This is a genomic window from Paenibacillus selenitireducens (genome assembly GCF_002021565.1).
GTDB classification, from domain to species: Bacteria; Bacillota; Bacilli; order Paenibacillales; family Paenibacillaceae; genus Paenibacillus_K; species Paenibacillus_K selenitireducens.
Window position 1 is genome coordinate 38,706 of the sequence record NZ_MSZX01000007.1, and the last position, 13,177, is coordinate 51,882.

Below are 13,177 nucleotides of genomic sequence, written 5' to 3' on the forward strand. Positions count from 1 at the left end.
TTAACTACCTATATTTCTTGAAGTAACCCAATTAAATATTGTCCATAGTTTGATTTTAGTAGTGGCTGTGCCAACTTAGTTAACTTCTCATTATTTATCCACCTATTGCGATAAGCAATTTCTTCAATACATGCGATATAGGTTCCTTGACGCTTTTGCACCGCTGCTACAAAATTACAAGCATCGAGCATCGAATCATGCGTTCCAGTATCTAACCATGCCATTCCTCGCCCCAATAATGTTACCTTCAGGCTCTCTTCTTGCATGTACATCTGATTTAAATCAGTAATTTCTAATTCTCCACGCTCTGATTTCTTTAAAGTTTTTGCCTTCGCAACCACTGTATTATCGTAAAAATAAAGCCCAGGGATCGCATAATTAGACTTTGGTTGTTCTGGTTTCTCTTCTAAAGAAATGACATTCCCTTCATTATCAAACTCGACCACACCATAGGCTTTTGGATCTTGCACGTAGTATCCAAATATACAGGCTCCTTCTCTAAGTGAACCTGCTACTTTAAGATTTTGAGTAAAGCCTTGTCCCCAAAAAATATTATCCCCAAGTACCATAGCAACTCGATCTTCACCTATAAATCGCTCTCCAATGATAAACGCCTCCGCCAGACCGTTAGGTGCAGATTGTGCAGTATATTCAAATCGCATACCTAGTTCACTTCCATCACCTAATAGTTCTTTAAATCCCGGTAAATCACGATCGGTAGAAATAATAAGCACCTCTCGAATACCAGCTAACATGAGGACTGACAATGGATAATATATCATCGGCTTATCGTAAATTGGTACCATTTGTTTTGATGTTGCTTTGGTTATAGGGTAGAGCCGAGTACCTGATCCACCTGCTAAAATTATTCCTTTCACACGACATTCTCCTATCATCTACTTTTTTGAAAAGTTAGTGGTTTGAATTTAACCATTCTGATACAAATTCATACTAACTAATACTATTTAACGAAATTATATATTAATTATTCCATTAGTATATAATATTTGAATATAAAAAAATAATGTATATTAACTCTTTTACCACACACATACATTCAATACTACATTAGTAATGCAATGTTATCCAGAGCATCCAATAGCGCAACGATTCTTTTCCCCTACTTATGTTAAAATTATGTCCTGATTCTTATGCCAACGGAATTGTTTCTGAAATCCACACAATTGGGGGCTTCGGAGCCAAGGTATTCTTACGAAGTGGATTACTACTGTTAGCAATTTTTTATGAACAGATGCATGATTTTGAGAGACTGATCTATTAAGCCGCATGGTCGAGATCGTTGATTTCGCTACAAATGGGTAACTGCTTCTTTTAAATCTATGGATATTATCACTCCATTATTAAAAAGGCCTCTTTATAAATTTTTGATCTTATAGTATAGCCATTTCCCTTCCACCCCACAGATATGGTAAAATGATGTCGTTATTTCGGAACGGAAAAGGAGATTATAGAAAAATGTCAAATCCTGCTTACGGGAAAAAGAAAGCACCCAGTAATCGTACGATAATAGTACCTAGAGATCAATCTGTCCTCTACTGGCTCTTGATGGGTATTACTGTACTATTCCTGCTCTGGGCGCCACTATGGGCCGCTTTGTTTAATGGACAAGAGTTTACTTTTGAGAGGCCAATCTATCAGGCCATGCGTTGGGTAGCTGTAATTATGCTGCTGCTCGGAATCTATTTATTTAAAAATTGGAAGTTTCATGACACCAAAGATGGGTTTGCCTTACTCATACTAGCTTTACCTCTCTCCTATCTCATTTCACTTATTCCTGCGGCATCGCACTACCAAGCTTTAAATATGGTGTACATTTACCTGATGTTTGCAGCCATCTTTATTGTTGGTTTGTATTTTACGCGGGAGAAGCATGGTAATGATATCATTCGAATCACACTCGTTACATCGACTTACATCACGGTGTTTTTCGGGCTCTTCCATTGGTTTGGGAACGGGAAATTCATTGCGAAGCTGCTCGGATGGTTGATTCCTATTAATCCAGCAACAGGGATTTATGTACAAGCGATCTGGAATGATTCGAACGGTCTGCGACTTGCATCATTCTTCCAATATCCAAATACATATGCATCATTCTTGATTGCTATTTTATTTGCAGGAACTTTTTTGGTGGTAAGAAGTCGGAAGTGGTATGTCACGGCGCTACATACGTTCATGCTTGTCCCAATTATTCTTTCCTTCTTCTTAACGTTATCTCGGGCAGCTTACGTGATTTTGCCGATTGTCTTCTTAATCGTCGTACTTTGTTTAAAACCATACAGACAAATCATGTATACCATTCACATTGCTCTCGCTTTCATTGCATCGATGGCAATTCTGAACAAAGTTACTGCAATTGGTATATCGGTAAACGGACAGTTTGTAGGTTCTGAATCTTTAAAAGGTTGGATGCTTACGCTTGGTGTTTCCCTAGCTCTTGCGATCATTGCAACAGCAGTTCAACATTTTCTTGGGCCTTGGCTCGAACGTAAACTTAGTGGATTTGGGCAACGCAAAGGATCTTCATGGTATCTGCCTTCTGCGGCAGTTATCCTTGGAGTCATTATGGTGTTTGTCTTTATCGGAACAAGTGCGAAAAACCTGCTCCCTGAGAACGTGAAGATCCGTCTCGAAAATATTAACTTTCAACAACACAGTGTATTGGAACGTGCAACATTTTATAAAGATGCCATAAAACTTGTTGCTGACTACCCAGTATTCGGGGCTGGTGGCGGTGCTTGGTACTCCATGTATGAAAAGTATCAGCATAATCCTTACTTAAGCCGTCAGGCACACAGTTTCTTCTTCCAAAATCTTGTTGAGGTCGGAATCTTTGGTCTGCTTGTATTCATAGCGTTATTAGTCCTATTCTTCTATTCATATTTGCGAGATTATATAAGAAGTGATGAAAAAGATCGTGATTCTCATTTTTATTACTTCATTATTGCGATTGCACTGCTCATTCATAGCGCCATCGACTTTGACGTAAGTTATGTATATATCGGAATTTTATTATTCCTATGCCTTGGTGCCATGCTCTCTAATACGAAGACTAAAGAATTAACGAAGCTTAAACATAATCAGGCTATCAAATTCGGGTTCCCAGCGGTCGTTGCCTTGCTCTCAATCTTCATGTTTATCTTTGCTCAAACCTCTTTGAGTGCGAATGCAAGCTTTAAAAAATCCCGCGACATGGTTCAGACACAATCTAGCAACAATTTCAATGAAATTGTTGCGCCTATTAATAAAGCTTTAAGCTTACGTACGAATCATCCAGAGTATGCGCAGTTGAAGATTCAGCTTCTGCAGTCGGTGTATAGTCAAAATCAGGATCAGCAATTCTATGATGAAGCTCAAAGCTTACTAGATAAGACACGTGCTAAAGAACCGTACAACTTTATATTAATGAGTTTTCAGATGAAACAATATGAGCTCAGTAATAATAAAGTGGAGGAACTAAAATTTATTGAAGAACAGCTCCAAAACTATCCGTGGAACATGTCATTATATGATACAGCCATTCAACTAAATGCTGAATTTGGCAACGCTCAAGGCGGTGACCTTTCATCGAATCAATACTACAATGCCGCCATTGCAGCCTATGATAAAATTATTGCCCAAAAACAAGTCATTGCATCGTTGCCTAAAGAGCAGTTGCAGGGGCGTGCGTTTGATATCACACCGAAAATCTCTCTAAATATGGGACAGATTTACTTTAAAAAGGGTGACTTCGCGAAAGCTGCTGAAACCCTTAAACCATCGATTACGGAAGATTATAATGATGTAATCAACCGTGATTTAGCTCGTTGGTACTTAGCTGCCTTGCAGAAACAAGGTACAACAGATCAGGCCGTTTACGATGCATTAATTGCGATCGATCCGGGCGAAAAACAAGTCATTGAGACCCTAACAAATTTATAATTACGCATTACACAAACAACGCCTTGAATTGGGATGCAAATCCCATCAAGGCGTTGTTTTAGCATTTCATACTATTACTGTTCTCTCCCCAAAATCTCCCGCATAAACCCCATCAAATCCTCACGCAATTCCTCTTTCTGCAAAGCATATTCAATCGTCGTCTTAATAAACCCGAACTTCTCGCCGACGTCATGACGCTTTCCAAGGAAGTGATACGCAAGCACCTTCTCTTGTTGGTTTAATCGCGCAATGGCATCGGTTAATTGAATTTCCCCGCCAGCACCGACATCTTGCTGATCGAGTATATCGAAAATAGCAGGAGTTAAAATATATCTCCCCATAATGGCTAAATTGGAAGGTGATCGATCCGCAGCAGGCTTCTCCACAAAGCCATTTGCTTTGAATAGACGCTCGCCGATAGCTTCTCCATCGACAATCCCGTAACGTGAAACCTCGGATTGCGGCACAGGCTTTACCCCTACAACAGAAGCGTGGTGTTGATTAAATACATCTATCATCTGTTTCAGGCAAGGCTCTTCTGACTGTACGATATCATCACCAAGCAAGACAGCAAAAGGTTCATTTCCAATAAACTTACGGGCACACCAGACAGCATGCCCAAGTCCGCGGGGTTCTTTTTGACGGATATAATGGATGTCTGCCATCGTTGAGGACTTCTGGACCTCTCCAAGCAGCTCCATTTTCCCTTTTTCCAAAAGGGCATGCTCTAGTTCAAATGAGTTATCAAAATGGTCTTCAATGGCCCGCTTCCCTTTACCTGTCACAATAATAATATCTTCAATGCCTGAGGCTACGGCTTCTTCTACGATGTATTGTATGGTCGGAGTATCCACAATGGGGAGCATTTCTTTGGGCATAGCTTTTGTAGCAGGAAGAAATCGAGTCCCCAGTCCTGCCGCTGGGATGATCGCCTTGCGAATTTTCATGCTTGAACCTCCGGTTTGATTAGTTTCATAAAATAAGGATATATCATTATTATACAACACCCCTTGTATCTATCCCTAAAGTTTATAAAATATTCCAATGCGCAGAGTTTCCAGCATGTACTCAACTTAAAAAAAGACCTCCGGCATCTTACTCCCGAAGGCCTCATATTCTCACGATCCCCTACTTCACCAACTGCCCCCGCGTTACGCCCAACTGGTTCGTCGCCTTGAGGGTCTTCCATACCTTCGTACCGCTGATCTCGCCATGCAAAGCACGGTCATACAGATCAATAACCTCATGCACCTGCTCTGCCGTCTCTTCTAAGAATTCGACGCGGTAGCTCGATACGCCTAGCTCCAAGAAGTTCTGGATGTACTCGGCACCGGACTGCTCGATCGCGTTGTAGACCGTGTTACGGCAACCTTCATCCACACGCACAGGGTGGGACATGCCGATACGGTCTTGCAAGGACACGCGATGGTCTTCGCATGGACGACCGCAGTTCGTGTAGTTGGTACCTTCACTCATGAAGGTACAGTACACGCAATGTTCGGTATGGAACATCGGCAAATGCTGATGGATAACGACTTCCAACTTGGAGGTATCTGCACGTTCAAGCAGATCCATCATTTGTTGGATATTTAAATCATACGATGGCGTGACGAGGTCACAACCCGCATCGATGAATAAGTCTGCTGCTTTATGATTGGCAATGTTCAAGGAGAAGTCCCCAATCAGACGCGGGAATTCCTTCATGGACTTGAACGTTTCTGCCAAACTGCCTGTCGATAGGTTAGACGGACCAGTCGCTGTACCCGCGAGCACTGTATCGCCCTCTCCAGCAGCTCCAGCCACACCGCTGCGGAAAGCTTCATACTCCGCACGCGCACGCATGTAGAAGTACAATGCGCCCGTATTACGCACAAGAACCGCATCCGGCTGCAGCTTCAGAATGTTGCGATGGTAGCCGTTCTCGTTCGGCATGTGAATGCGCGGTGTAACGAGCGCGATCTGCTTGCCTGCATTCCTGGCCGCTTCCACGGCTGCCGGGAATTGCTTGATGAACTCAAAGTCGGCATAGATCATGCCAACCTCCGTGGTGACCGCCGCTTGTACTTGTTCAAGGGTACGACACAACACGGTAAGCTCCGACTTCGCTGAGCCGCTACTATCTGCCGCCTGTCCACCACGTGACTTCGTTAAGCCGCCACCATCCGCAGCGTGTCCACCACGGGATTTCGCATCCGCGTACACCTCAACTGTGCGCTTCACGTATACCGGTGGTTTCGGACGTTCGCCTTCGAGCTGCTCAACTGCATTACGGCGCAACGCGTTCAGTTCACGCATCGGCACGATGACGTCGCCTTCGAGGTTCACATCGAGCTGCTCCAACTGGAACAACGTACCGCCCAGACGGCCAAGCTGCTCTTCTAACAAGGTTGCGTCCATCGGACGTTTCTTCGCTTCCTCGAGCAAGAGCTCCGACTCCACTTGTACGGTGACGCCTTTCTGCACATCCGTCCACCACGTGCGCAGCGGCTCGCCTACGCGACCTTCCACCTTCACGTGAACCGGGAATACTTTATACGGCTTTTCGGTTTCATACGTTTGACGCAGACGTCTATCCAATGCCGGGTCGCTTGTTTTCCAAATCCGGTCCCCTACATGAACCTTCTGCAGGTTCACGTCATTCCGACCTGGCACAATATCGATAATCCAGCCTTCTTCAGCTTCGCCTTCGAGCTTCACGCCTTTACGACGCACGTCATAGACGCGTCCGCCCTCTTCCTTCTTCGTAGGATCCCCGGCATCGAATACGATCCCGTCCCCACGCTTCAAAGGAGCTTCAATCTTACATACGACGCCATCACGCAAGATTTGTTCCACACGTCCAAGGTATACACCACGAGATTTCGGGAATGTTCCCTCAACCAACTTCTTGTTGTTCGTTCCATCCAAGAAGCCATGCGTAAATCCACGTGAGAAGCTCTGCTGCAATTCACGAACTTCTTCCTTCGACGGTCCCGTACGATCTCCCGCAAAATACTGATCAATCGCCTTCCGATACTTGCTCACCACGTTCGCAACATACTCAGGGCTTTTCAGACGTCCTTCGATCTTAAACGACGTTACGCCCGCTTCGATAAGCTCTGGCACGATATCAATCGCTGCCAAGTCTTTCGGCGACAATAAGTACGCAACGTCACCCATCGGCTTCTGCTCGCCATCCACCATCAGATCATACGGCAAACGACAGGCTTGCGCGCATTCCCCGCGGTTCGCAGAGCGTCCGCCCCACATTTCGGAGGTTAAACATTGACCCGAATACGATACGCACAATGCGCCGTGAACGAATACTTCCATCGGCAGCTTCGCTTGATCACCGATCATTTTAATTTGTTTCAAGTTATTCTCACGGCCTAATACGACACGTTCCATGCTCCATGGCTTCGTGAACTCGACCGCTTCCGGCGACGTAATCGTCATCTGCGTCGATCCGTGAATCGGGAAGTCCGGGGAAATGTCGCGGATCATTTTCACAAGACCCAAATCTTGTACGATCACCGCGTCCACGCCCGCATCGATACATGCATCAATCAGCACCTTCGCCTCAGGCAGCTCATCCTCGAACACTAGAATATTAAAGGTTAAGAACCCTTTGACACCATAACTATGCAAAAATGCCATAATCTCAGGCAATTCATCCATTTGAAAATTGTTCGCCCGCGCACGCGCATTAAATTTCTCTACGCCGAAGAAAATAGCATCTGCGCCATTGGCTACCGCTGCACGCATGCAATCCCAATCGCCTGCCGGTGCCAACAACTCAATATCCGCTCGTGTGAGCGTTGTCTGACTCATGATAAAATACCCCTCTATTCTTATAATGAACTCGTTGCAAGAATCATTTAAAATTCGAAAAAAGCCCTACTCTCTAGTTTACCAAACTTTCACCCTAATAATCTATATTAGAGAAAGTTTAACAGCTAACTTTTCATCGCCATATTTTTCAAGACGTGCACCACCATTCCAATGATCCAACTCATTTCAACGATAAAAAACCGCAAACACCAGGTTTCCCCCTATGCTTGCGGTACTCGAACAACGCTATGAAGTTACCTTTACTTCTGAAGTCCCTTATTCTACATCAACCATTCCTAGCAAAAGTAAGACTTCGAAACTTCAATCTACTTCGTTAATTTGAACGATTGAACCGCATCCTGCACGGCTTTTACATTCACATCTGTACGATTAGCATTCGTCATCGTTGATAGAAGCGAATAGACCTTCCCGTTCTTCACCATCACCACTTGCTCATAGTGAATGTTTTTGCCATCCAAAATGAACTTATGTGCCGGTTGTCCTGCCAATGTCGTTGCCTCATGACTAGTCACTTTATAATTATGATAGATGACCTGCTGCTGATTATATACATATAAGTAGGAAGCCACTTCGTCCTCTAGCGTTCCCTCACTTGGGTTGACAGCTAGATCGAACGATCCGCCAGGGAATTGATACTGCATTTTACCATTATCCAGTGAACTGCTATCCCCAGTAGAAAGTGTCCAATAGTCCGGAATAGAGATGGATATGCCGCTCTTCTTCGACGTTTTCAAGGTACGCTTCGTCCGGTCGACATACGCCCGATAGTCCTCTAAAAAGCCAAAATTATCGACGAGCTGCTTGTTATTCAGTTTCACATTGTTGATTAAATCACGGAACAAGGTTTCCGTATTCGGGTTGTTCGCTGCATCATCAAATTCAATGAGATATTTGTAGCCATTTACAATCAGGAACACCTCATATTGGACGAATGACTCATCCCCCACCGTATACTGGTACTTTTTCAGCGCCCCAGCATGACCATCTACTTGTATCGACGATGTGCCAAGCTGTTTCCAATACTCGGGGAGGAAGACATCCTTGAAATATTGATCCATTTGGTTCGCCCACTGTTCAGCCGTCAGGCCAGCTGCCGCCGAAGAAATATCGAAGGTCAATTGGGTGCTACCACTGCCTACAAACATTAAGTTCGCTGCGTCTATACTCCATTCCGCCGGAACGGAAACAGTAACTCCATAATCCTTATTTTCCGCTTTGCGCATACCGCCTACAACCGTCGAAAGATCCTTTAATTTTGCATTTTTAGAATCAAATGAAGGCCGGAATGAATTGAGCAAATCATTATGCTTCGCTAAATCCTTATAGTTCTTCGCTAGACCGTCACTATAATAGAGTTCATAATAAGCGTCATTCGCGTAATAACCTCGGATCGCACTAAAGATGGCGTCCTCGCCTTTGGTAATGATCTGCACGTAAGGAATCGCTGCACTATCCACGATCTTCTTATCTACAACAAGACTACCATCTTGTGCCGCACTATCCGCAAGCTTCGATAGCACATCCTCATTCGTTAACGCATCGGACTGCGGCTCCACATAGACAGCGAGAAGATAGGTTCCTTTTTCATCGGTGAATGTAATATAGCCATCATTTTCACTCTGGTAATGCTTCACAAGGCCTGTCGGGTATCGCATGGACCAGCCATTGTAGCTATCCCCAATCATCGTCTTACCTGCATCACTATTAATCCCGCTAGGATTGCTGCCCCCGTCGTCTGCCCCGGTCTGATCCGCACGACCTGTAACGACAATCGTCTTATCCTCTTCTACGCGTAAGGTAGCACCCAGCGTGTCCGTGACCACACGAAGCGGAACCATCACCACACCGCCGACCAGCTTTGGCGCAGCACCCGTCTCTACCGTCCGGCCATCCACCGTTGCTTTCGTACTGCCGATCACAAATTGAATGGTATGGTCCGTTGAGGTTAACGTAATTTTTGTATTGTTTTCAAATGAAAAATCCACATGAAATGCCTTTGTGATCAACGACAACGGAACCATCGTCGCACCTTTCTCACGATAAGGCTTCGCAATCGAAGTTCGTTGGCCATTAATGGAGGCTATCACGCTGCCCACCTTGAATCGTAATTCCACACTGTTGTTCCCGTCTGCTGCTGCAACACTCGGTACGATCATGGTTACCATCAGAGCCAAGCAGATCCACCATAAGCCTAATTTTTTACTCACCAGAGCTTCCCCTCTTTCACTTCTAGTCCATTTCTGTTAATGCGATGGATCGCTGCACCAGATCGCCGCCGGATTGCATCATCAGCTTCACGGTCTGCCCAGGCATCATACTTTTAAATAGTTCATGAATATCCAGCTCTGTTGTCACTTGGCGCCCATTCACCGAGTACAAGACATCACCAACTTTAATGCCCGCCTTCACCGCTGCATCCGAATCCACACGGGTCACCGTCAACGGTTCATTCGTAGGAAGTCCGACAATCGCCGACCAGCTCTCCTCGATCTCAAAACCTAACGAAGGCCGCTTCACTTTCCCGTACTTCGTCAATTGATTCACAATATATTGAACCGTATCGGAAGGAATGGAAAAGCCCATATTTTCGACGCCTATCGCTGAATATTTTAACGAATTGATTCCTACGACCTCACCCTTCACATTCACGAGCGGACCGCCGCTGTTCCCCGGATTGATCGCCGCATCGGTCTGGATGAGCTTGTACATAGAATCGACGCTGCGGTTCAGGCCGCTAATTATCCCCATCGAAGCTGAGTTGCGAAAAGCAAACGAGATAGGCGTTCCCAATGCAACAACCGTCTCGCCCACTTCCAAGGTGGAAGTCGAAGCCGCGAAGGTCGCTGGCGTTAGCTTCTTTGCATTGATCTGAATCAGCGCAATATCGCTAATTTCATCCACATACTGCTTCACAATGTTGTATGACTTCCCGTCTGATGTGACAACCACGGCATTAGCCAGCTCGCTGACCACGTGAGCGTTCGTAATGATCCAACCGTCTGCTTTATAGACAACGCCTGTCCCATGCGCCAGATTATAGCGGTCTGAGCTGCTGCTCCCGTTCACGTTCACTTTACCGATAATCGCAACTACAGAAGGCGATAACTTCTTGACGATGCTAGGAATCGATTCTTTCGTATATTGATAGGTTTTACTCTTGGCATCGTACGCCCCTTGTCCGCCAAGCGTGCTGACCATACTGCTTGCTTTGACATAGACTTGTCCATCAATAACCTTCGCATCTAACGATGCAGTCTGACTCTGTGCTGCGGTTACTGTCGTACCCCCAAGCATAGCGAATGCCATCACGGCGCTGCATACGATGTTGCGGTTGCGTTGTCGCTTACCACTTCTGTTCTTGGACATCATCGATCCCCCTTTTCTCCACTCTATGAAACTATGAATTAAAAGCATTATCAATGTAGCATAAATTTCCAGTGGTTTCAATTTTTTAAGCCTCTCTCATCCTACGCGAATGCATGTTGGAATATGCTCTTTACATAGGCTTCATAATTGAAAATATAACTTTTTTTTAGTCGAACAAACTTTTTGTTTGATTTCGTCTCCAACTATGCTATCATTTGTGCCATAACCAGATTATTAGGGAACGGAAGTGATTCACGAGAGATGGAAAACGTGCAAGTTGAATTTGAATTTCTAACCTCCCTCGTTCGCGGGATTGCCGCCCAATTTGGGGATAACTGCGAGGTCGTGCTGCATGATTTAACACGTCCTTATGACAGCACCATCGTCGCGATCGAGAACGGTCATGTCACAGGACGCAAAGTCGGTGATCCCGGTACGAACTTAGGACTAGAGCTGCTGCGCGGCCAATCCGACGACGGCAATAAGATTAATTACGTGACGCAAACCAAGGACGGACGGATCCTACGCTCGACTTCCCTCTATATGCGGAATAACGAGGGTACTGTTATCGGGTCCATTTGCATCAATTATGACATCACAGAACTCATGATCGCCGAGAAAACCTTACAATCTCTCACCGCTTCCGGTTTGCAGCCCGAAGTGAAGGAAAGCTTCGTTACGAATGTGTCCGACCTGCTGGATCAACTCATTCAAGAAGCTCAGGAGTACATCGGCAAGCCGGTAGCAGCGATGTCCAAGGAAGATAAGACCCGTCTGATCCAACTGCTCGACAAGAAAGGTGCTTTTCTGATCAAAAAAGCAGGCGAACGGATTTGCAGCTATTTGAACATTTCGAAGTATACGCTGTACAGCTATTTAGAAGAATCGAAAACTGCTGAATAAGGGGGATCTCCCATGACGAAAACATTCCTTGAGACACCATGTGTCATCATCGATGCCCAGCAAACACAACGCAACGTGAATACGATGGCCGCGACGATCAGCTCGACGGATGCGAAGCTTCGCCCCCATGCGAAGACACACAAGCTCCCTTCCGTTGCCCATCAACAGCTTCAAGCAGGTGCATCAGGCATTACGGTCGCGAAAATTTCAGAAGCCGAAGTGATGGCAGAGGGCGGGATCCGCGATATCTTTGTCGCGTATCCCCTCGTTACCGCATCGAAGATCGAACGTGCGGCTGCATTAAGCAAATCCATTCGCCTGATTACAGCTGTCGATAGCCTCGAAGGCGCACGCCTTCTCGCCGCTACAGCTACTGCTCAAGGCGTCACGCTCGAGACGCGGCTAGAGATCGATACAGGCTTGCGCCGTACAGGTGCTGCCATGACGAATGCCGTAGCGTTGGCCCAACAGATTCATAATCTAGCGGGACTGCATCTCACTGGCATATACACCTTCCGCGGCGCACTCCTGGACGGTCGACCGACACGTGACTTGGAACAGGCAGGTCGTGAAGAAGGCGAAATGATGGTGAAGCTAGTGGAAGAAATGCGTGCTGCAGGATTGAACATTGCTGATGTGAGCGTCGGCTCTACGCCTACTGCCGTATTTGCAGCGCAGGTGAAAGGTGTAACCGAGGTCCGTCCGGGCACTTATGTCTATCAGGACCGGATGCAAGCCGCATTAGGCGTATGCGCAATAGAGGATTGCGCGGGCAGCGTACTCGTCACCGTTGTCAGCCGTCCAAGTCCCGATCTCGTCGTCATCGACGGCGGCAGCAAGACTTTCGCAACGGATGTCCAGCCGAACAGCGAGCCAGCGCGGTTAATCGGATTCGGCCATGTCATTGGAGCACCCGATGCCATTCTGGAGCGTTTAAGCGAAGAACATGGCATGCTGCGTGTTGCACCCGACTGTTCGTGGCAGGTGGGTGACCAACTGCGAATTATACCGAACCACATTTGCAGCACCGTCAATCTTCACAATCAAGTGATCTGGCAAGATGGAGACCAATATATCGCTGTGCCTGTTCTAGCTCGAGGCAAATTAGAGTAGGTCCCACGAAGAATTTTTAGTTTCG

7 protein-coding genes and 1 pseudogene are annotated in these 13,177 nt (G+C 45.9%); 3 read left to right on the plus strand and 5 right to left on the minus strand.

The features are described 5' to 3' along the window. Nucleotides 1-8: 8 nt before the first annotated feature. The gene (gene rfbA / locus BVG16_RS17890; RefSeq protein ID WP_078500223.1) at nucleotides 9-878 is read right to left on the minus strand and encodes a glucose-1-phosphate thymidylyltransferase RfbA; all 870 of its coding nucleotides are present in this window, start codon (nucleotides 876-878) and stop codon (nucleotides 9-11) included. A 598-nt stretch (nucleotides 879-1,476) separates the two neighbouring features. Between rfbA and BVG16_RS17895 the strand changes: the two genes are divergently transcribed. Next, on the plus strand, nucleotides 1,477-3,939 hold the full coding sequence (locus tag BVG16_RS17895; RefSeq protein ID WP_158081724.1) for an O-antigen ligase family protein: 2,463 nt from the start codon (nucleotides 1,477-1,479) through the stop codon (nucleotides 3,937-3,939). A 74-nt stretch (nucleotides 3,940-4,013) separates the two neighbouring features. On the opposite strand, the gene galU is transcribed toward BVG16_RS17895, so the two are convergent. The 4 genes and pseudogenes from galU to BVG16_RS17915 all read right to left on the minus strand — a co-directional run bounded on the left by galU (nucleotide 4,014) and on the right by BVG16_RS17915 (nucleotide 11,139). Next, entirely contained in the window at nucleotides 4,014-4,886 is an 873-nt protein-coding gene (galU, locus tag BVG16_RS17900; RefSeq protein WP_078500227.1) for a UTP--glucose-1-phosphate uridylyltransferase GalU, read from the minus strand. Between the two features lie 181 nt (nucleotides 4,887-5,067). Continuing rightward, a pseudogene (locus BVG16_RS34200) lies at nucleotides 5,068-7,734 on the minus strand (DUF3656 domain-containing U32 family peptidase); the annotation flags it as partial. Between the two features lie 341 nt (nucleotides 7,735-8,075). Next, entirely contained in the window at nucleotides 8,076-9,977 is a 1,902-nt protein-coding gene (locus tag BVG16_RS17910) for a stalk domain-containing protein (RefSeq protein ID WP_078500230.1), read from the minus strand. 22 nt (nucleotides 9,978-9,999) lie between these two features. Further along, nucleotides 10,000-11,139: a S1C family serine protease gene (locus BVG16_RS17915; protein ID WP_408635348.1), complete on the minus strand. Its 1,140-nt coding sequence runs from the start codon at nucleotides 11,137-11,139 to the stop codon at nucleotides 10,000-10,002. Nucleotides 11,140-11,397: 258 nt separating this feature from the next. Between BVG16_RS17915 and BVG16_RS17920 the strand changes: the two genes are divergently transcribed. Together BVG16_RS17920 and BVG16_RS17925 are read left to right on the plus strand one after the other, a co-directional pair. Next, nucleotides 11,398-12,039: a helix-turn-helix transcriptional regulator gene (locus BVG16_RS17920; RefSeq protein ID WP_078500234.1), complete on the plus strand. Its 642-nt coding sequence runs from the start codon at nucleotides 11,398-11,400 to the stop codon at nucleotides 12,037-12,039. A gap of 12 nt (nucleotides 12,040-12,051) precedes the next feature. Beyond that, entirely contained in the window at nucleotides 12,052-13,152 is a 1,101-nt protein-coding gene (locus tag BVG16_RS17925) for an alanine racemase (RefSeq protein ID WP_078500236.1), read from the plus strand. Nucleotides 13,153-13,177 lie beyond the last annotated feature (25 nt).